General features: G+C 72.0%; 21 protein-coding genes. 7 read left to right on the top strand and 14 right to left on the bottom strand.

Translation table 11 applies throughout. From position 1 onward, the window contains the following. Nucleotides 1–44: 44 nt before the first annotated feature. On the bottom strand, nt 45–647 hold the full coding sequence (locus tag OG948_RS47100) for a TetR/AcrR family transcriptional regulator (RefSeq protein WP_331771176.1): 603 nt from the start codon (nt 645–647) through the stop codon (nt 45–47). Nucleotides 648–815: 168 nt separating this feature from the next. Here OG948_RS47100 and OG948_RS47095 point away from each other — a divergent pair, with 168 nt between their 5' ends. Further along, nucleotides 816–1,601, top strand: a complete 786-nt coding sequence (locus tag OG948_RS47095) for an alpha/beta fold hydrolase (RefSeq protein WP_331773532.1) — start codon at nt 816–818, stop codon at nt 1,599–1,601. On the opposite strand, the gene OG948_RS47090 is transcribed toward OG948_RS47095, so the two are convergent. Next, complete coding sequence (locus OG948_RS47090) at nt 1,586–2,137, bottom strand: carboxymuconolactone decarboxylase family protein (protein WP_331771175.1); 552 nt, start codon at nt 2,135–2,137, stop codon at nt 1,586–1,588. The genes OG948_RS47095 and OG948_RS47090 overlap by 16 nt on opposite strands. Before the next feature lie 114 nt (nt 2,138–2,251). Here OG948_RS47090 and OG948_RS47085 point away from each other — a divergent pair, with 114 nt between their 5' ends. Next, nucleotides 2,252–2,611 (top strand): helix-turn-helix domain-containing protein, encoded by a 360-nt coding sequence (locus OG948_RS47085; RefSeq protein ID WP_331771174.1) that lies wholly within the window; start codon nt 2,252–2,254, stop codon nt 2,609–2,611. A gap of 111 nt (nt 2,612–2,722) precedes the next feature. Here OG948_RS47085 and OG948_RS47080 read toward each other — a convergent pair whose 3' ends face one another. After that, nucleotides 2,723–3,217 (bottom strand): metallophosphoesterase, encoded by a 495-nt coding sequence (locus tag OG948_RS47080; protein ID WP_331771173.1) that lies wholly within the window; start codon nt 3,215–3,217, stop codon nt 2,723–2,725. A gap of 113 nt (nt 3,218–3,330) precedes the next feature. Between OG948_RS47080 and OG948_RS47075 the strand changes: the two genes are divergently transcribed. Further along, complete coding sequence (locus OG948_RS47075; RefSeq protein WP_331771172.1) at nt 3,331–3,669, top strand: hypothetical protein; 339 nt, start codon at nt 3,331–3,333, stop codon at nt 3,667–3,669. A 363-nt stretch (nt 3,670–4,032) separates the two neighbouring features. Here the strand turns inward: OG948_RS47075 and OG948_RS47070 are convergent, their stop codons facing one another. The 7 genes from OG948_RS47070 to OG948_RS47040 form a co-directional block, all read right to left on the bottom strand. Next, on the bottom strand, nt 4,033–5,076 hold the full coding sequence (locus OG948_RS47070; protein WP_331771171.1) for an SIS domain-containing protein: 1,044 nt from the start codon (nt 5,074–5,076) through the stop codon (nt 4,033–4,035). A gap of 384 nt (nt 5,077–5,460) precedes the next feature. Next, the gene (locus tag OG948_RS47065; RefSeq protein WP_331771170.1) at nt 5,461–6,450 is read right to left on the bottom strand and encodes an ROK family protein; all 990 of its coding nucleotides are present in this window, start codon (nt 6,448–6,450) and stop codon (nt 5,461–5,463) included. A gap of 68 nt (nt 6,451–6,518) precedes the next feature. Beyond that, a complete protein-coding gene (locus OG948_RS47060) occupies nt 6,519–7,730 on the bottom strand; it encodes an alanine racemase (RefSeq protein ID WP_331771169.1) in 1,212 nt (403 codons plus the stop codon). A gap of 81 nt (nt 7,731–7,811) precedes the next feature. Further along, on the bottom strand, nt 7,812–9,320 hold the full coding sequence (locus tag OG948_RS47055; protein ID WP_331771168.1) for an APC family permease: 1,509 nt from the start codon (nt 9,318–9,320) through the stop codon (nt 7,812–7,814). Nucleotides 9,321–9,645: 325 nt separating this feature from the next. Then, nucleotides 9,646–10,833 carry an ROK family transcriptional regulator gene (locus OG948_RS47050; protein WP_331771167.1) on the bottom strand — a complete coding sequence of 396 codons (1,188 nt, stop codon included), beginning with the start codon at nt 10,831–10,833 and terminating at the stop codon, nt 9,646–9,648. Between the two features lie 446 nt (nt 10,834–11,279). Further along, nucleotides 11,280–11,804, bottom strand: a complete 525-nt coding sequence (locus OG948_RS47045; protein WP_331771166.1) for an SRPBCC family protein — start codon at nt 11,802–11,804, stop codon at nt 11,280–11,282. 243 nt (nt 11,805–12,047) lie between these two features. Then, nucleotides 12,048–12,545, bottom strand: a complete 498-nt coding sequence (locus OG948_RS47040) for a MarR family transcriptional regulator (RefSeq protein ID WP_331771165.1) — start codon at nt 12,543–12,545, stop codon at nt 12,048–12,050. A 202-nt stretch (nt 12,546–12,747) separates the two neighbouring features. On the opposite strand from OG948_RS47040, the gene OG948_RS47035 reads away from it, so the two are divergent. The 3 genes from OG948_RS47035 (at nt 12,748) to OG948_RS47025 (ending at nt 15,433) form a co-directional block, all read left to right on the top strand. After that, on the top strand, nt 12,748–13,389 hold the full coding sequence (locus OG948_RS47035; protein ID WP_331771164.1) for an NAD(P)H-binding protein: 642 nt from the start codon (nt 12,748–12,750) through the stop codon (nt 13,387–13,389). A 165-nt stretch (nt 13,390–13,554) separates the two neighbouring features. Then, nucleotides 13,555–14,232 carry a haloacid dehalogenase-like hydrolase gene (locus OG948_RS47030; protein ID WP_331771163.1) on the top strand — a complete coding sequence of 226 codons (678 nt, stop codon included), beginning with the start codon at nt 13,555–13,557 and terminating at the stop codon, nt 14,230–14,232. Between the two features lie 202 nt (nt 14,233–14,434). Beyond that, complete coding sequence (locus OG948_RS47025) at nt 14,435–15,433, top strand: ADP-ribosylglycohydrolase family protein (protein ID WP_331771162.1); 999 nt, start codon at nt 14,435–14,437, stop codon at nt 15,431–15,433. A 26-nt stretch (nt 15,434–15,459) separates the two neighbouring features. On the opposite strand, the gene OG948_RS47020 is transcribed toward OG948_RS47025, so the two are convergent. From OG948_RS47020 to OG948_RS47005, 4 genes are all read right to left on the bottom strand, one after another. Beyond that, the gene (locus OG948_RS47020) at nt 15,460–15,963 is read right to left on the bottom strand and encodes an SRPBCC domain-containing protein (RefSeq protein WP_331771161.1); all 504 of its coding nucleotides are present in this window, start codon (nt 15,961–15,963) and stop codon (nt 15,460–15,462) included. Continuing rightward, entirely contained in the window at nt 15,960–16,331 is a 372-nt protein-coding gene (locus OG948_RS47015) for a metalloregulator ArsR/SmtB family transcription factor (protein ID WP_331771160.1), read from the bottom strand. Before OG948_RS47015 ends, OG948_RS47020 begins: the two co-directional genes overlap by 4 nt. Further along, nucleotides 16,328–16,789: an SRPBCC domain-containing protein gene (locus OG948_RS47010; RefSeq protein WP_331771159.1), complete on the bottom strand. Its 462-nt coding sequence runs from the start codon at nt 16,787–16,789 to the stop codon at nt 16,328–16,330. Before OG948_RS47010 ends, OG948_RS47015 begins: the two co-directional genes overlap by 4 nt. Before the next feature lie 202 nt (nt 16,790–16,991). After that, a complete protein-coding gene (locus OG948_RS47005) occupies nt 16,992–17,636 on the bottom strand; it encodes an ABATE domain-containing protein (protein ID WP_331773531.1) in 645 nt (214 codons plus the stop codon). An 86-nt stretch (nt 17,637–17,722) separates the two neighbouring features. Between OG948_RS47005 and OG948_RS47000 the strand changes: the two genes are divergently transcribed. Further along, nucleotides 17,723–18,523: an MBL fold metallo-hydrolase gene (locus OG948_RS47000; protein ID WP_331771158.1), complete on the top strand. Its 801-nt coding sequence runs from the start codon at nt 17,723–17,725 to the stop codon at nt 18,521–18,523. The last annotated feature ends 102 nt before the right edge of the window (nt 18,524–18,625 follow it).

Raw genomic sequence — 18,625 nt, 5'->3', positions numbered from 1 at the left:
TTCCGTGCCGCGAGCACGTCGCAACCAAGCGGCCGACGGCCGGGTCAGGTCGGCCAGCAACGCATCGCGAGAGTGGCGACGTGTTCCAGCGTCTCGCGGGAGACGCCGTCCACGGCCTGGGTGGACATGCCCTGGACCACGGCCGCGTAGTAGGTGGCGAGGGCATCGGCGTCGGTGTCGGCGGGCAGTCGACCGGCGGTGATGTCGGTGGTGATCTTGGTACGCATCACCGCCTTGGCCGCCTCGCGCAGCGCGCGCAGTTCGGCCTTGACCTCCTCGGCCGCCGACGTGCAGTTGACGGCCGCGGTGATCACCATGCACCCCGGCGGATGGCCGGGCTCGGTATACGCGTCGGCCAGCGCGAACAGCAGGCGTTCCATCGCGAGGCGCGCGTCCGGCTCGGCGGCGATCACATCACCGGCGACCGCACCGTAGGTGACCCCGTAACGCTGGATGGCCTCGCTGAACAGTCGGCGCTTGTCGCCGAATGCGGCGTACAGGCTGGGCGGCTTGATGCCCATCGCGGCGGTCAGCCCGGCCACCGAGGTCGCCTCGTAGCCGTGTTGCCAGAACTCGAGCACCGCGCGGTCCAGCGCGGCTTCCCGGTCGAAGCCGCGCGGGCGGCCCGGGGCACTGGTAGAGGACATGCGGCCATTGTATAGCGCTCACTATGAAACCGGGGGATCTCTGTTACGGTGAAATTCGTAGCGACCGCTACATAATCGTCGTCCCAGTCGGGGAGCCCGCATGTCCGCGCCCACCGTCGCCCTGCCCACACCCACCTACGCCCGTACCGTCCTGGGCTCGGGCCCGGCCTGCCGATCGCACACGGCGCGGGCGGCGGCATCGCCGCCAACTACGGACCGATCCTGGCCGGCCTGGCCGCGACCCACACCGTGGTCGGCGTCGACCTCCCCGGCGCCGGCGAGACCCCACGCGCCGACGCACCCCTCGAACTGGACCACCTCGCCGACCAGTTGATCGCCGCGGGAGTGGCCGAGGGCCTGGCCACCTTCGCGGTCTCCGGCTACTCGCTCGGCAGCGCGATCGCCATACGCGCCGCGACGCGCCATCCCGAGCGGGTCACCGCACTGGTGCTCACCGCACCCTTCGCGCACGCCGACCACCGCCTGCGCCTGGCCGCGCGGGTCTGGCGCGGGTTGTACGAATCCGGCGACCGCGCGACGTTGGCCGCGTACCTGACCCCGCTCGCGCTCGGCCCGGCCGCGCCGGCCGCGCTCTCCCCGGAGGAGTTGGCCGCCCTCCTGCGGATGACCTCGGAAACCCCGCCGCCCGGGACGCCCGAGCACACCGAACTGGTCGAACGGTTGGACGTACGCGCCGACCTGACCGCCATCGAGGTACCGGCCCTGGTCGTGTCCACGACGGGCGACCGACTGGTCGAGCCGAACCACCACCGGGACGTCGCGGCCGGCCTGCGCGACGCGCGCGTGGTCGAACTCGACACGGGCCACCTGCCGTTCGCCGAACGCCCTGCGGAGTGGCAGACCGCGATCGTCGACTTCCTCGATGGGATCGGGGCTGCGGGGGGCATCACGGGTGGTCGCCGCGAAGCGTCGAGCCGTCACACCTCCGGATAGGGCCTCGCCCACTCCTCGGCCGGCAGGCGAAGCGCGTTGGCCACGTACGCGATCGTGCGGTACCAACCCGCCAGAACCAGGACCTCCAGGATCTGCGGCTCCTCGAACAGCGCGCGCAGGGCGGCCCAGGTCGAGTCGGTGAGGTCGACACCGTCGTGCAGTTCGTCGACCACGCGCACCAGGGTCGCCTGCCGCTCGGTCCAGGCGTCGGCGTCGTCGTGCACCGTGGCCCGAAGCTGACGGGCGGTCAGGCCCACCCGCTCGCCGAACACCTCGGCGTGCACGCCCCATTCGTACGCGCACCCGGCCCGTGCGCACACCCGCTGCACCACCGTCTCGCGCTCGGCGGCGGGCAGCGTGCCATGTACCAGCAACCCGGAGCCGAGCACCCGCATGCGCGAGGCCAGTTCGGGATGGTGCTCCAGCACCCGGAACAGCGCGAGCGGCTCGCGCTCGCGGGCGGGCCCCATCCAACGGGACAGCGCCGCCTCGGTCTCGGCGGGATAGGGCGGCGACAGCGGCGTGATCCGCGACATGGGCGCACTCCTCCACTCGGACGGCCACTCGGACGACGATGGCCACTTGGTGCTTCGCTTTCGAAAGCACTATGCTGCTTTCGAAAGCGAAGCACAAGGAGCAGGGGCGCGCACATGGGCGGCGATACCGACGACGAACAGGGTGTTCCCCGGCCGGGCGCCCCGGTCCGGGGCTCGACCACCGGGCGGGCTTCGATGGCCGCGCTCGACCTGCTCGGCCGGCGCTGGATCCTGCGCGTGATCTGGGAACTGAGCCGGGAACCGGCGGGCTTCCGAGCCCTGCAACGCCGCTGCGACGACATGTCCTCCAGCGTGCTCGACAACCGCCTCCGCGACCTGGTCGACGCCCGAATCGCCACCCGGGACGAAGCCGGTCGGTACGAACTGACCCCCCTGGGCACCGACCTCGTCGAAGCCCTGGACCCCCTCCTGGCCTGGTCGAACACCTGGGCCCGGGAACTGGGGAACGACTGAGACGGACCCGTGGTCGCGGCAGGACCGCGGATCGCGTGCGCGTGCCGACCCGAGCGGTGCCGCCGTACCGGCGGGCGAGTCGCCGCGATCGGTCCTGCGATGCGCCGGGGCTCAGTCCAGGTCGTGCAGGACCACGTCGGTGATCTTGCCCGCGTCGGCGGTCAGCGTCATATAGGTGTGGTGCGGCTGCCGGCGTCGGTCGGTGGGCGAGCCCGGGTTGAGCAGGCGCAGTCCGGTGTCGGTGACCGTGTCCCACGGAATGTGGCTGTGCCCGAACACGAGTACGTCCACGTCGGAATAGCGCGCCGCGCACCGCCGTTCCCGACCCTCCGCCGGACCCGTCTCGTGCACGACGGCGAACCGTACGCCGCCCAGTTCGACGCGCGCCACCTCGGGCAACCGGCTGCGCAGATCCGGCCCGTCGTTGTTGCCGTAGACGCCGATCACGCGACGCGAGTGCGCCTCGAACAGGTCCAGCGCGGCCCCGTCGACCCAGTCACCCGCATGGATCACGACGTCGACGGCCGCCATCTCGGCGAGCAACCGCTCGGGAACGGCCTTGGCGCGTTGGGGCACGTGCGTGTCGGACGTGAGAAGAACTCGCATGCCTCCCACAGTACGAGCCGAGACGCCGCCCGGGACGCCACCGTGCGGGAAAGCTCCGCAATTCCGGCCGAGGCGCGGGAGTTCGGGAGGACGACCGACGCGCGAGCCGTGCGGTGGTCGCCGGAACCCGCCGCGCCGACCTCGTCGCACTCGTCCGTGCCCTGCTCCGCGACGACGGCACGGGCTCGCTCGACCTCGCGGAGGCGCTCGACGTCGTGGCGCGCCGGCAGATCGAGACGGCCATCCGCGCCGCGGGCCCGGCGGACCGCCGCTCGGTGGCCCTGGCCATACTCCCGGAGCTGATCTTCGAGGAGTCCGGACCGACCACCCACCGCACCGACGGCCGCGCCCCCTCGACGCCCACGCCGAGCCCGCCGATCACATCGACAGCCCCGATCGCGGCACCCGCACCGCTCCCGGAAGCGGCCACGCCGGCGGCTCCGGATGCCTGAGCGGGCCGGCACGAACTCGCATCCTCTCGAACGCGCCCTCACCCGGCCCGAACCGTCCGGATGGGCGGACGGAGGCGACCCGGTCCACGACCCGGCTCCGGACGGCCGGGCCCACATGCCGAGTGGGGCCTCGAAGGCATACGCGAATCGGTCCCCTGGGTACCGTCGCCGCACACCAAGCGCGGCCGGCGGCGCGGTGCGGGTGGCCCGCCCGGCGCCTGTGGAGCGCTCGCGTGCGGCCCGATCGATGGTGTCGTCGACGGCCGCACGGCCGCACGGCCACGCGGCAGCGCCGCCGCGCAGCCCCTTCGATGCGTCGATGCGAGCCGGGTGGGCGGCGGGCCGCCGGTGGGTTCGGGGGGATCAGGTCGTCGGCGTGACCTTCACCAATCCGACCGGGGCGTCGGGGTTGGCGCCGCGGTGGAGGGCGAAGGTCCGGGCGAGGCATTGCAGGTGCACCGTGGTGGCGATGGCACGGGCCGATTCGGAGTGCAGGTCGGCGAGTTCGGGCGAAACCGTCGAGTACGGTATGCCGTCGGCCACCAGGCGCGCGCGCAGGGCGGCGATGTCCGGGGCGGTCGGACCGCCGAGGTCGACCAGCAGGACCGGCACCCGGTCGCCGAGCGCCGCGATCGGCCCGTGCAGCAGGTCGGCGACCGAGATGCCCTCGGCGAACACCCCCGACGTCTCCCGGATCTTGAGCGCGCCCTCCAACGCCACCGCGCCGCCGAGGCCGCGGCCGGCCACCACCAGGCGGTCGTGGTGCGCCCAGTCCGCGGCAAGCACCTCACACTCGGCGGCGCCGGCCAGGACCCGGCCCACCGCCTCCGGGAGGCGGGCCAGATCGGCGAGGTCCGCGACCGTCGACGGCAGTGGGCCGAGCGCGAGGGCGATGCCGATCATGGCCAGGAACTGGGCGGTGACCGTCTTCGTGGCCGGGACCGCGACCTCGGTGCCCGCGTCGGTCGCGACGAGCACGTGCGCCTCGGCCGCGAGCACGCTGTCCGCCTCGTTGGTGACCGCCACCACCCGGGCACCGCGTTCGCGCGCGGCCCGGACCGCGGTGACGATCTCCGGCGTACGACCGGACTGGCTCAACGCGGTGACCAGATAGCCGGTGTGGTCGGTGCGCGCGTCGTAACGGGTGACCAGGCTCGGAGCGGCGAGGCCGGCGGGACGTCCGGACGCCATCTCGTACAGGTAGCGGCCGAACACCGCGGCGTTGTCCGAGGATCCACGCGCGACCAGCACGGCCCCGTGCGGCGGCGTCGGAAGCGCGGCCCGGATCGCCGCGCCCAGTTCCGGCAGCCGTGCGACCAACCGGCGCAGTACGTCGGGCTGTTCGGCCATCTCGGCGGCCATCACCGAACCGGGGGCGGGAAGGGTGGAGGGAGCGATGTTCGTCATGTTCATCCCATCGGTCGACTTCGGGTCACGACTTTCTTCACCACGCTGTTCCGGGCCGTGCGCTCTTGTGCGGTCTTGTGCGGTACGCGAGTCGTGCGGGTCATGCGCGTCACGCGAGTCGTGCGCTCTCGCGCGTCACGCGAGTGGTGCCGATCGCGCGAGTCCTCCGGGTCGCGCGGGTCGCACAGGTCGCGCGGGTCGTACGTTCCGCGTCGGTCGCGCGGGCCACCTGCGCCACGCGGACCACGCCGGCCACGTACTTCACGTGATCGACGTGACCCGGGCGACTCACGTGATTCCCCCACGACCACCGCCGTTCCGAGCCACGCCGCCGTTCGGCCGTGTCTCGGTGCCTCCCCGAACGCCCGCCGCCTTCGATCCGCCTCATCGGGTCGTCAGCGCCCATCGCGGGCGTTCGCCGCGGACGACGTCCCACGCGAGTGCGGCGGCTCCGCGCAGCGCGCCGTCGTGGATGTAGCGGGCCGCGACGATCACCTCGCCCGGATCGGGCGTGCCCGGGGAGTGCTTGGCGAGGAAGCCGCGCAGGACGTCCAGGACCCGGTCGGACACCGCCATCAGCCCGCCACCCAGCGCGATCCGGGTCGGATCGAGCGCGAGGTGGAGGTTGAGGACGTGGCCCGCCAGCACGTCGAGGGCGTGTTCGGCAACGGCCCGCAGCCGGGGGTCGGCGGAGGTCAGGATCGCCGCCGCGTCGGGCGGCGGCGGCCCGCTGCCGGCGAGCGCGTACAGGGCCTGCGTGCGGGCGACGAGGGGACCGCCGCCGATCAGGGATTCCAGGTCCGGCTCGTCCGGCCGGCCCGGCACCAGCGAGTAGCCGATCTCGCCGGCCACGCCCCGAGCGCCGCCCACGATCCGGCCGCCGACGGTGAGCGCGGCGGCCACGCCCGTACCCAGATTGACGAACAACCCGGGATCGGCTCCGACCAACGCGCCCGAGCGCACCTCGGCCAGTCCCGCCGCCTTGACGTCGTTGGCCACCACGACCGGCACCGTCCCGAACGCGGCACGCGCGAGGCCCAGTACGTCCACGTTCTCGATCCCGGGCAGATTCGGCGACAGTTCCACCCCGGCCGAGGTCACCGTGCCGGGACACACCAGGCCCACCGCGACGATCTCGCGCCGGCCGTCCCGGGTCACCGCGGCGGCCTGTTCGCGAGCCAGCCGCAACAGCCGATCCAGCGCGTGCGCCATGTCCTCGCCCGGCTCGCGGGTGGCCACCCGACAGCCCGCGAGCACCGTACCGGCCGCGTCGGTGGCGGCCATCGCCGTCTTCGTCCCGCCGATGTCGAGCGCGACTATCCCGAGGGAGTCGCGCGGCAGCGGCGGGTCGACCAGGTCAGCGGAGTCGAACACGTCGTCACAATCCTCGGGTCGAGCGATGGAGGTGGTGGCCGAGGCGCCGGCCGGCGAAATCGGCCCGGTCACGACGGATCCCCCACCACCCGCGCCTCCGCGTCGTACCGCTCCCCCCACACCACCGCGCCCGGATCGGCGCCGTGCAGCCCGGCCACCGACCGCGTCCGCCCGCGCGTCACGAACGCCTGCGGCCGGAAGCACATCACCACCGTGTCGCCCGGCCGGATGCCCAGCCGCCGCGCGTCCCGCAGCACGGTGTAGTAGTGGATCGCCCCGTCCGGCGCGGTATCCACCCGCGCCACCCGCTCGATCGCGCCCGCCGTGTCCCGACCCACCAACGCTGTGAGTGGAAACTCGCCCAGGACCTTGTCCACGTAGTGCCCGGCGGCGAACGCGTACGCGTCGTCCCCGTCCACGTGCGACACCTCGGTCACGTACACGATCGCCGGCCGCTCCGGCGCCTCGTCCGAGAACACGTGCAACGGCGTCGTCCCGTGGATCGCGTTGCCCGGCTCGACATGCGTGGCACCCGCGTCGGCGGCGATCGTCAACGACCGGGCGGAGGTAGTCCCGGGCGCGTTCACCTGACGGATGTCGAACCCGGCGGCCCGCAGCCGCTCCGCCGCCGCGACCACCGTGGCCAGGTTGGGCGTGGCCACGATCCGCCGCTGCTCCGGATCGGCGAGCAGGCACGGGAACGTCGTCACGCCGTGCACCGCGACCCCCTCCACCGCGTCGACCTCGCGCGCCGCGGCCACCACGTCGGCGGCCGGGAAGCCGCCGCCGTGGCCGAAGTAGAACCGGTCGCCGTCGCCGTGCACACGCAGCAGCACCGACACCGGCGCGCCGCCGCGTCGTACCGCGGCCGCCCCGATCCGCCGCGCCGTCTCCACCGAGAACACGGTGACCACCTCGGGATCGGCGTCGACCACGAAGTCCTCGCTGCCGCGATGCGGTTGCACCAGGTGCCCGACGTGCCCGACCGGCAGGGCGTGCCGGACCGCGGCCGACATACAGGCGGTGTCCACCGCGACCACCGGTCCGAGCCCCGCGTCGATCGCGGTCCGCGTGACGTCGGGGTTGCGCCCGTACTGCTTGGCCATCACGTACGTGGACAGCCCGCGCGAGCGCGCGGCCTCGGCGATCACGGCGGCGTTGCGCGCGATCGTGTCCAGATCCGCCACGTATGTGTTGGCGAGCAGACGGCCCTCCTGATGCGCCGTCACGGCGGCCTCGATCAGGGGACGGTTGTGGGCGAGCAGTCGATCGAGGAACATCGCGGGCTCTCCTTGAAACGGGCGGGGGTGGGGTGGAGGGAGAGGTGGGAAGGGGGAATTTTCGGGGATCGGTCGGAGGGATCAGGTGCGAACGGGTCGGGTCCGACTCGCCGTCTCGGGTATCGCCTCCTCCCTCTCCCCCGCGTCCGCGTCGGTCGTCTCCGTGTCCGAGTCGTCTTCGAAGACGCGACCCATCGCGGCCAGCACCTGCGGACGCGAGCGGTGCGCCCAGACCAGATACGCGGTGCCGAGCAACATCCAGCCGATGATCACGTACGGCACGAGGTTGTTCGGGTGGTCGGGCACCGGCCACAGTTGGCCGTATATCGGCAGCAGCATGAGCAGCACGGTCGCGCCCGGCAGGACGCCGTGCCGCAACGTGGAGAATTCGCCTCGGTGTTCGCGCAGGTAGAAGCGGATCACCGCGATGCTCATCAGGATGTAGATGATCACCATCCCGAGCCCGAGGATGGTGCCGGCGAACCCGTACACGCCCAGCGGACCCAGATCGCCGCCGAAGCCGCTGCCCAGCGCCAGCGCGAAGACGAGCGAGAAGCCCAGGTAGGCGGTGATCGCCGATTGCGGCACGTGGCGTTCGTTGGTCCGGCCGAGGAAACGCGGGAGTACACCCTCGCGACCCATCGAGAACAGCACTCGCACGGCCGCGTTCGAGCCGGAGACCACGTTGGCGAACTGGCTGACGATCACGGTCAACGCGAGGATCCAGGTGACGCCCCAGTAGCGGTCCACCAGGGTGGTCAACGGGGCGGCGTCCTCGGCCAGTTGTGAACCGTGCGCGGAGCCGAAGCCGATCGAGGTGGAGTACGCCATCAGCACGTAGAAGGTGCCGATCACCGCGACCGCGGTGAACAGCGCGAGCGGGATGCTGCGCTTGGCGCCGCGCGCCTCCTCACCGAGGGTGGCCACCGACTCGAAGCCGATGAACATCAGGATGCCCCACAACATGCCGGTACCCAGGCCGCTGAACCCGTCGATCGAGTTCCCCGGATCGAACGGCGCCACCGACAGACCGGAGTCGCCGCCGTCGCCGAGGATCACCCCTGCCAGGCCGAGCAGTACGCCGACCTCGAGGACCAGGAAGATCAACGCGGTCTTGGCCGAACTGGACACACCGAGCGAGTTGACCCCCCACACCACGGCGGCGAACGCCAGCGACATCACCTGCCACGGCACCCGCACGTCGAACTGGCTGTCCAGGAAGTCGTGGCTGTAGCCGCCGAGCGCGGCGAACAACATCGGCCCGACCATGCCGTAGGTGAGCAGCAGCAGCCATCCGGAGAGGAAGCCGCCGGACTTGCCGAAGCCGTGGCTGTTGTAGGTGTACGCGAAGCCTGCCGCCGGGAGCTTGCGAGCGAACGCGGCGATCGTGTTGGCGACCAGGAGGCTGGCCACCATGGCCAGCACGATGGCGAGCGGCAGCGCGTACCCGGCTCCCGCCGCGGCGGGCGGCGTGTTGAAGGCGACGCTGGTGGCGGGGCCCATGAAGGCCATACACATGGCGACGGCGCCGAACACGGACAACGTGTTCCGGCGGAGGGACCCGCCCTTCGACGGCTGTGGGGTGGACATGGGTGGTACTCCAGGCGGTTCGGTGGGGTGGGACGGGCCCCTGGGGGTGCTTCGGCCTTGGCTCCGGCTTCGACTTGGCCCTGGCCTTGGCCTTGGCTCCGGCTTCGACTTGGCGTTGACCTTGGCTTCGGCTCCGGTTTTGGCTTCGGTCATGGCCTTGCACTGTGCTGCTGTGCCGCGCGGGGAACGTGGCTTGGATTTGCGGCTGTTCGGGTCGGTGACCGATGCGCCACATGGGGGCCGGGCCGTCGACGGATGCGGGCGCGGACGTACGCGCGGCGCATCTCGCGGGCTCGCGCCGCCGGGTGATGGGCGCGGCGCTCCGTCAGTGTGCCGCCGGCTCGAGCAGCGCGGCCAGGTCCAGGTCGGCCCGGACCGCCGCCGCCGCGTCCGCCGCGACGTCGAAGCGGATCCGCAGAGCGGTGAGTCCGCGCGACACCGCGCCCAACGCGCCTGCGAGGTCGGCAAGTTCGGAGTGCACGAGCTCGGGGCACGCGGGCAATCGTCGGCGTACCCGCTCGCGCAGCCGGGTGGTCATCGCGGCGTCGATGGAGGCGGAGACCCGGCCGCCGAGGACCACCAGTTCGGGCTCGTACGCGATCGTCACCGCGATCAACGCCACACCGAGCGCGCGCTCGAACCGGTCGACCACGGCCCGCGCGGCCGGCGAGGTCTCGACGAACAGGTCCGCGGCGTTGGCCACATCGAGGCCGGCGTCGCGCGCGGCCCGCATCAAGCCCTCGGCGCCCACCAGTTCCTCCACGGTGTGGTCGTCGGAGTCCACCGGCAGGAAGCCGAACTCGCCGACCAGGCCGGTCGGTCCGCCCCGCATGTGCCGATCCACGGCCACACCGGCGCCGAAGCCCGCGCCGACGGTGAACATCACGGCGGTGTCGGCGGCACGCGCGGCGCCGTGCCGCAACTCGCCCTCCAAGGCCAGGTCGGCGTCGTTGCCGAAGGTGACGGTGCCCTCCAGCGCGCGGCGCACCCGACGGGTGAACAGATCGCCCTCGATCTGCGCGAGGTTGGTCGCGCCACGCACGCCCAACCCGTCGGCGGCGACCGCACCGGGCAGGCCTATCACGCCGGCGCGCAGCACGTCGGGCGCGGCCGAGTCGGCGTACAGCGCCCGGACCCGCTCGGCGAGCCAGTCCGCGAGGTCGTCGGCGGCCAGGTGCCCGGGCGTGGGCTCCTCGTGATAGCGCGGCGAGCGCCCGAGCAGGTCGGTGGCCAGGAAGCGGCAGGTGGTGCCACCAAGGTCGACGCCGACCGCGACCCCACGCTCGGCGGCCACCTCGATCACCACGCCCTGCCGGCCGCGCCGCCCGGTCTGGAGGACGGCGCCTTCGCGGACCAGGCCCTCGTCGAGCAGCCCCTCGACCACCCGCGAAACGGTGGCCGCGCTGAGTCCGGTCTGCTGGGTGAGCCCCGCGCGGCTGTGCTGCCCACCGGCCAACAGCACCGCGAGCAGGCTGGAGCGGTTGGCCCATCGGGCATCGGCCGTCTCCGCCATGTTCACCTCTCATAGTGAAAATATTTCAGTATGAGAGAAAATTAGGCCCGCCACGAAAGGGTGTCAAGAGTCCGTCAAGACCCACCCCGATACGCCCCCACCGCAGGCCGACGCCCGACCCCGAGTCCACGCGCGCCAGGCCCGACACACGAGCGAGCAACGCGGCGCGGATGGGGTGCGGCGGGGTGCAGGTGAGGTACGGGTGGCGCGCCGCGGGGCAGGACGGGCGCGGGCGAACGAAGTTCCCGAGCGGCCCGGATCGGACCGGCACCGACGGGCGCGGCAACCCACGCGTGCGGTAGTCCGCGGGCACGACAACGCGCAGGCGCGGCAATCCGCAGGTGCGGCAGCCCGCGGATACGGCCGTCCGCCGCCCCCGAACACAAGCGCACCCCGACCGGCGGCGCCGGCGTACGCCGGATCGGTTGGGGTGCGCGCGGTTCGGATCAACCCTGCCGCCGACCGGTTTCCACATAGGCGCGGAGGTGGTCGAGGCCGCGTTCGAGGATGTCGCCGACGACCAGGTCGGCGTCCGTACCGGTCCGGCGGTGTCGGGTGAAGGAGTCCACAGGCAGCGCCTCCCGCCCCTGCTTCCCACCGAACTGGCTCGCGTCGTGGATGCGCTCGCGCTCTACCGCACCGAGGTCGAGCGGGTCCTCACCGTCGTCGACCACCACGGTGACGATGCTGTCCACGTCGCTCGGACCGTCCTGAACGATCACGATGCCGGTGTACGGCGTACCCCGCACGGCCCATTCGATCCGCGTACCTGGACCGTCCCGATCCAGATCGACCTCGGCCGCGACGGAGTGCGCCGCCTCACCGGCGGTCACCACCACCGCGCGACCCGAGGTGGCCCGGACAGCGGTTACCGGAGGGAAGTATTCGGGGAGCTTGTCCGTGTCGGACAAGAGCATGTACACCCGGTCGGTGGACGCTGCGACCTGCACGGAACGCGTGTGAAGAACCATGCGCGTACTGCTATCCGTTCAAGCCCGGTTCCATTCGCGATCACCGCCCTGGCGAGCCCGGAAAACCCGACACCCCACACCCGGTGGCAACGCGGGGCCGACCCGCCTCGACCGGCGCACCGGACGCACCCCGCCGGTCGGTCGTGACGAGGTGGGCGCCGTCCCGATGGCCGGGCCGGGTCGGGCCGGTCGCCCGTCGGTCACGCTGCTCGTCGGGACACCGCGATGCCTCGCGTGTGTGGGTCAGGTTCGGGTGTCGCCGAGGGATTCCAGGAGGGTACGGAGGCCGTCGGCGAGGGCGGCGCGCTGCTTGGGGGTGAGGGCGGCGAGTAGGCGTTGTTCGGTGTCGATGTGCGCCGGCAGGACTCCGTCGATCAGGTCCCGGCCCTCGTCGGTGAGCGCGACGAGGACGCCGCGGCCGTCGGATGTGCTGGTGGTGCGGGAGATCAGGCCGCGCGTCTCCAGGCGATCGAGCCGCTGGGTGATGGCGCCCGACGTGACCATGGAGGACCGCATCAGTTCGGTGGGGCTCAGTCGATGCGGGGGCGGGTGCCTGCGCAGCGTGGCGAGGACGTCGAACGACGAGGCGTCGAGCCCGTGTTCACCGAAGGTCCGGGCCAGTTCGGCGCCGACCAGTCGCGCGGCGCGGGACAGCCGGGCGAGTACCGCCATCGGTGACGCGTCCAGGTCGGGGCGCTGCGTACCCCACTGTTCCAGCACAAGGTCGACATGATCTGCCACCGCGTCAGGTTAGCCGAGGAGATCCGGTGAGCCGGGTCACCTCCCCTTCCCAATTATCTTAGCGTTGAGATATCTTTTGCTTAGCACTAAGGAATCAACCGTTCGGTTCGATCCGTTCGGTTCGATCCGTTCGGTTCGATCCGTCCGCTCCAGCCTGCCGGCCCGGGCTGTCGATCGAACCCACCGAGAAAAGGGCACCACCATGCGCATCACCGTGTTCGGAGCGGCCGGAAACGTGGGCAGCCGCGTCGTGGCCGAGGCTCTGTCCCGAGGCCACGAGGTCACCGCCGTGGTCCGTGACGCGGCCCGCTTCCCGGAGCTGCACCCCGATGCCGAGGCCCGAGTGGGTGACGCCGCGCGAGTCACGGACGTGGCCGCGCTGAGCACCGGCCAAGACCTTGTCATCAGCGCCACGCGGCCGGCCCACGGCAGCGAGCAGGACTTGGCCGACACCGCGGAGGCGCTGCTGGCCGGCCTCACCGGAACCGGAATCCGCCTGCTGACCGTCGGCGGCGCGGGCAGCCTGACCGTCCCGGACGCGGTCGACACGATGGCCGTCGACGACCCGAGGTTCGTGCCGACCGCATGGCGCGGCATCGCGCTCGCCTGCAATGCCCAACTCGACGTGTTCCGCGCCGACGACGGCGTCGACTGGACCTACCTGAGCCCGCCCGCCAACCTCGAGCCCGGCATCCGCACCGGAGCCTTCCGGGTGGGCACCGACGAACTCCTGGTCGACGCCGACGGCGTCTCGGCGATCTCCATGGAAGACCTCGCCGTCGCCCTCATCGACGAGGCGGAGCAGCCGAAGCACCACCGCTCCCGCTTCACCGTCGCCTATTGAAGCCGTCTCGCTGCGTCTCGCGCGGCCACACGCCGCCGCTCCGCGCCCGGTACTCCGCGCGAAAGCACGAAGCGCCGAAGGACACAATGCACCGAGGGACACAGGGCACACGAGGCACGCGAGACACACGAGGAAAGCCGGGCACACGAAGGAAGAGGCCCACCCTTGACCCGCATCCCGCCGAGCACCCGCCGCCCACTGGCCGTCTTCGACCTCGACGGCACCCTCGTCCGCGGCGACTCGTTCGGCCACTTCAACCGCGCGCTCCTGCGCCGCTCCCGATGGCGCGTCGTGGCAGCGGCGCTGTGCGTACCGGTCGTCGGCCCGCTGTACGCCTTCCACGCAACTCGACGCCACGCCTTCGCCATCCTCCTCCGCGTCGCCACCATCGGTCTGCCCGCGCCCCGATTCGAGGCCCTGGCCGACGACTTCGCCACCGAACGTACGGCGGAGGCCAACCGGATCACGATCACCCTGGCCCGAGCCCGAGCACACCTCGCCGCAGGCGACCGCGTCGTGGTCGCGACCTCGTGCGCCGACCCCTTGGCCCGCGCCATCTGCCGCGAACTCGGCCTCGGCTCGGCGGACGTGATCGCCTCCCACGTCACCCCCGGCCGGACCGGCATGCGTCCGCTACCCGCCTGCCGCGGCCCTCGCAAGGTCGCCCGAATCCGCGCGGCCGGCATCACCGATCCGATCACCCACGCCTACACCGACAGTTCCGTCGACCTGCCGCTCCTGGCCGAAGCGACCCACCGCTATCTGATCGACCCCTCCCCCGCCCACCTGACCCGGATCCGCGCCCGACTCGGCCCCGATTACGTGGTGTTGCGCTCCCGGTAGCCGACGATCGCGTGGACACACACGCCCCTGCGGTCCCCGCCGGGCGAACACCGCCGCACCCGCCCGCCCCCGCGCCCGGATCCGGATCCTTCGACCAGGGCCGATGTGCGGAGGCACACGATCCCCTGTCCCAAGGCGAGAGAACAACGTCGCCGCAGGCATGCCTCGCCGACCTCCCAAGTCGCCCCTCTACGCTGTCGCGATGGAGATCACGGAGCGTGCCGTCGGTGCAGTCGTCGGTTCGGCGGTCGGGGACGCGCTGGGCGCGCCCTTCGAGTTCGGGTCGGCCGGGGGCTTCGGTACCCGGTTTCCCGAAGCCCCGCCCGGGAGTTCGCGTGCCGAGAGGCGCTACGCGAACGAGATGTGCGGTGGTGGCGGGTGGGACGCCGGCGAGGCGACGGACGACACGCAGATGGCCGTGCACGTGGCGTACTCGCTGCTGGAGCGGGACGGTTTGGACCTGCCCGACATGTTCGCCCGCTTCCAGCGCTGGGCCCGCTCCGAGCCCAAGGACATCGGCCTGCAAACCGAGGACGTACTCACCAACGGCCTGCCCTGGGACCTCGCGGCCGGCGTGCACTTCCAAACCACCGGGCGCGCGGCCGGCAACGGATCGCTGATGCGGGCCACCACGCCCGCCGTGTACTTCGCCCGGGACGGCCGTACGGCCACCATGGGCGCCGCCCGCCGGATCGCCGCGTTGACTCACGGCGACCGCGCGGCGTGGGAAGGCACCGCGATCTTCCACGAGTTGCTCCGGGTGATGCTGCTCGGCGGCGACCTGCCGACCGCGCTCGCCGAGACGCTCGCGGAGGTTCACCCCGATCACCGTGAGCGTTACGCCACCGTCCTGGCCCCGACCTGGCATCCCACCGACGCCACCGAGTTCAACGGCGCCGTGTGGCCCTGCCTCGGCTCGGCGGTCTGGGCACTGCGCACCACGTCCTCGTACGAGGACGCCCTGCGTGCGGCGATCGACCTCGGCGGCGACACGGATACGGTCGCCGCGGTCACCGGCGCCCTGGCCGGCGCGCGCTACGGCCTGCCCGCCATCCCCGTCCGCTGGACGGACCGCCTCCACGTACCGATACCGGGTTCCGAATCCGCAGGTGAAGTCCTACGCCTGCCCGACCTCGTACACCTGACCGACCGCCTCCTGACCCGTACCGCGGAAACCTCCGAGCCGATAGCCGACCGGTGACGGTGGAGCCGCCGACCGGCCGCCGATCACCACGGATCGGGCAGGCCCGCTCCCGTGGTGATCAGGCTGCGCAGACTGCCGTTGACGTAGTGCAGCCAGGCCGTCGAGCACGCGCCGAAGCACTCGACGTCCGGCACCAAACCGACGTGGGTGAACCGCAGTTCGGTGCCACCGGCGGCCGGGACGATGTCGAACACGATCTCGGTTCCGGTCCACTCACCCGGCTCCGGGATGAAGGACAGGTGGCTGTCGGTGACCCGCCAGACCACGCGACTGCCCGGCTCGAGCTCGACCACGCGCTGTCGGCTGTAGTGCTGGGGAGGATGCCGGTAGCTGAACTCGGCACCCGGCTCGTCGGCACGCCCCTCGACCTCGCCCGTCCACCAGGCGCGGACGTCCAGGATGGCGGCGAAGACTTCCTCCGGTGACTGCTCGACCGTGTACGACGTCGAGTAGCCGGGCTCGGTGCGCACCTCGTCGGCCGTGCTCGCCGTGCTCGTTTCGTGGCTGCGCGGTGATTGTGTCGTCATGAGTGATCGGATCCTTGTCTCTTCGTGTCGGTTGATCGAGTGGTTCGCTGGATCCGCTCGGCGATCCGCCTGATCCGCTGCAGGCGGGCATCCCAGGTCGCGCCGACCGCGGTCAACTGGGCTACCGCGCGGGCGAGTTGTGCCTCGTCCACCTCGTAGCGGCGTGCGCGCCCCGCCGGTGTCACGTGCACCAGGCCGACGCGCTCCAGCACACCGAGGTGCTTGGCGACCGCCTGCCGGGTGACGGGCAGCCGCTCGCTGAGCGTGGTCGCCGTACCGCCGCCGTCGGCAAGGAGCAGGTCGAGCATCCGTCGGCGGGTCGGGTCGCCGACCGCGGACCAGAGGTCGTCGTCGATCGCGGTGCTCACGACCGCGCGTCCAGCTTGTCGGCGTACGTGACAAGACGCGGGAGGAAGTCGTCCCAGCCGCGGACGTGGTCGAGGTAGGCCTCCTCCAGCACGGCGGCCTCCCACCCGCGCTCGCGAAAGCCGGTCTCCTTGAAGCGCAGCAGCGTGCCGTCGCCGGACGGAACGAGGTCGAAGGTCACCAGGAACGAGTTCGTCTCGGTGGCCGGGCCGTCGTCCTGGGCCCAGCGGAAGACGAACCGGCGGGGCGGGTCGGCCTCCAGGACGGTGAGCGGCACGACCGTCGCGTCGGGTCCCGTCGGGTCGCCGAATGTGATCGCGCCGGTGGCGCCGGGGACCGCGTCGAACTCGGCGTCGTCGGGCCACCATTCGCGCAGGTGCTCGGGAGAGCTGATCACCTCGTAGACCACCTCGGGGGCGGCGTCGATGCGGAGCTCCCGCTCGATGCTTCCGTACTCCATGTGATTCTCCCGACCTCGACGCAACCAATGGTTGCACTTCAGGTTATCCGGCGCGTCTCGCTGACGCAACCTTTCGTTGCACAAGACGCTCGCACGGATTCCGGACTCCGAATCGACGAGGCGGGTCGACGCAACAACGGTCTCCGCCAACGCCGGGCATCCACCGATGCCCGGCGCGCGCTGTCGCTCGCCCCGCGCTTGCTTACGACTGCGTGGGCGGCCGCGTCTGCGCCTGTGTTCGCCGGGCGTACGCGCGGGCCGCGCGCACCCGGTCGCCGCAGCGGACCGAGCACCACTGGCGGGAGGCGTGGGTGCGGACCAGAAAGCGGCTACAGGGGGTGGCGCCGCACGGGGCCAGACGCTCGGCGTCCGGGCCGGTGAGCAGGTCGGCGGCGTCGGCGGCGAGGATCGCGATGGCGTGGTTGACGATCTGGTCGATCGGGTGCGCCTGGGCGCGGTACGGCCCGCGCACCTCGTCCCAGTGCAGCAGCGCGGCCGACGGGGCGCTGGTCAGCGCGTGGTTGATGGCTCGTACCGACGCTTCGGGTGCCGGGAGATCGCCGATCCGAGACGAGAGCAGTGTTCGCACTTCGTCGCGCAGCGCTCGCAACCGTCCCGCGCACACGTCGTACAGCACGGTGTCCGGCGGCGCGAGTTCTCGCGTCACCAGCCACTCCTTCGCGGACGCGGGCGTGCCGAGTAGATCCACTTCCTGACCGCCGGGCAGCGCGAGGTCGGTGTTGGCCAGGTCGAGCGCGAGATAACGCTCCGCCCCCGGCGCGGCCGGCAGGACCGGATGAGCGGCGTGGGCGGCACGAGCGGGCTCGCCCAACACGATCTCCTTCATGACTCTCATGTTAAGCCTTGCCGTTGTCCGTGAGGATCGGCTAGTTTTTCTCACGGCAAACACCACAATTATCCGTGAGGTGTCCAGTGGCCGGCAGCAGTGCGACCAACGCGCAGAACGTCCAAGGCAAGCAGGGGAACGAGCAGATCGCCGTCCGCGTCTTCGGTGGTCCCTCCGCGCTGATCGAGTTCGGCGGGCTCACCTTCCTCACCGACCCCGCGTTCGACGCGCCGGGCGAGTACCCCATCGGCGAAAACCGCGTCCTCACCAAGACCGCCCCCGCCTCCGTCGACCCGGCCGACCTCGGCCCCATCGACGCGGTCCTGCTCTCCCACGACGAGCACCCGGACAACCTCGACCACTCCGGCCGGGCGCTGCTCGCCGACGTCCCGCTGGTACTCACCACCCCCAGCGGCGCGGGCCGCCTCGGCGGCACGTCCCGGGGCCTGGCCCCGTGGGAATCGGTGGACCTGCCCCGCCCCGGCGGCGGCACCGTCACCGTCACGGCCACCCCCGCCCAGCACGGGCCGGAAGGCTGCGAACCGATCACCGGCGAGGTCGTCGGCTTCGTGCTGACCGCCGCCGACCTGCCCACCGTCTACGTCAGCGGGGACAACGCCTCCCTGGCCGTGGTCGAGAAGATCGCCGCACGCGTCGGCCCGGTCGACACCGCCGTCCTGTTCGCCGGAGCGGCCCGCACGCCGCTCTTCGACGGCGCGCTCCTCACCCTGGACAGCGCCCAGGCCGCCGAAGCCGCCTCGATCCTCGGCGCACGGCGCGTGGTCCCCGTGCACTTCGACAGTTGGGGCCACTTCACCGAGGGCCGCACCGCCCTCATCGACGCCTTCACCGCGGCCGGCCTGATCGACCGCCTGGAACTGGCCTGACCCCACCGACCCGAACCCCGGCTCCCGAGACCTCACCCACCTCGGGAGCCGCGAGGCGGCGTCGCCTCCTCGCCCCACGCGTTTCGCACCTCCACGCCGAAC

Source organism: Embleya sp. NBC_00888, from assembly GCF_045207655.1.
Classification (GTDB): Bacteria; Actinomycetota; Actinomycetes; order Streptomycetales; family Streptomycetaceae; genus Embleya.
The sequence above is the reverse complement of the archived record's forward strand: the minus strand, read 5'-3'. Positions and strand labels throughout refer to the sequence as shown.

Excerpts from the sequence above, each read along its gene's own strand:
- OG948_RS47100 (WP_331771176.1), bottom strand. The coding sequence starts at position 647 with ATGTCCTCTACCAGTGCCCCGGGCCGCCCGCGCGGCTTCGACCGGGAA.
- OG948_RS47090 (WP_331771175.1), bottom strand. The coding sequence starts at position 2,137 with ATGTCGCGGATCACGCCGCTGTCGCCGCCCTATCCCGCCGAGACCGAG.
- OG948_RS47085 (WP_331771174.1), top strand. The coding sequence starts at position 2,252 with ATGGGCGGCGATACCGACGACGAACAGGGTGTTCCCCGGCCGGGCGCC.
- OG948_RS47080 (WP_331771173.1), bottom strand. The coding sequence starts at position 3,217 with ATGCGAGTTCTTCTCACGTCCGACACGCACGTGCCCCAACGCGCCAAG.
- OG948_RS47070 (WP_331771171.1), bottom strand. The coding sequence starts at position 5,076 with ATGACGAACATCGCTCCCTCCACCCTTCCCGCCCCCGGTTCGGTGATG.
- OG948_RS47060 (WP_331771169.1), bottom strand. The coding sequence starts at position 7,730 with ATGTTCCTCGATCGACTGCTCGCCCACAACCGTCCCCTGATCGAGGCC.
- OG948_RS47055 (WP_331771168.1), bottom strand. The coding sequence starts at position 9,320 with ATGTCCACCCCACAGCCGTCGAAGGGCGGGTCCCTCCGCCGGAACACG.
- OG948_RS47050 (WP_331771167.1), bottom strand. The coding sequence starts at position 10,833 with ATGGCGGAGACGGCCGATGCCCGATGGGCCAACCGCTCCAGCCTGCTC.
- OG948_RS47045 (WP_331771166.1), bottom strand. The coding sequence starts at position 11,804 with ATGGTTCTTCACACGCGTTCCGTGCAGGTCGCAGCGTCCACCGACCGG.
- OG948_RS47035 (WP_331771164.1), top strand. The coding sequence starts at position 12,748 with ATGCGCATCACCGTGTTCGGAGCGGCCGGAAACGTGGGCAGCCGCGTC.
- OG948_RS47025 (WP_331771162.1), top strand. The coding sequence starts at position 14,435 with ATGGAGATCACGGAGCGTGCCGTCGGTGCAGTCGTCGGTTCGGCGGTC.
- OG948_RS47020 (WP_331771161.1), bottom strand. The coding sequence starts at position 15,963 with ATGACGACACAATCACCGCGCAGCCACGAAACGAGCACGGCGAGCACG.
- OG948_RS47010 (WP_331771159.1), bottom strand. The coding sequence starts at position 16,789 with ATGGAGTACGGAAGCATCGAGCGGGAGCTCCGCATCGACGCCGCCCCC.
- OG948_RS47005 (WP_331773531.1), bottom strand. The coding sequence starts at position 17,636 with ATGAAGGAGATCGTGTTGGGCGAGCCCGCTCGTGCCGCCCACGCCGCT.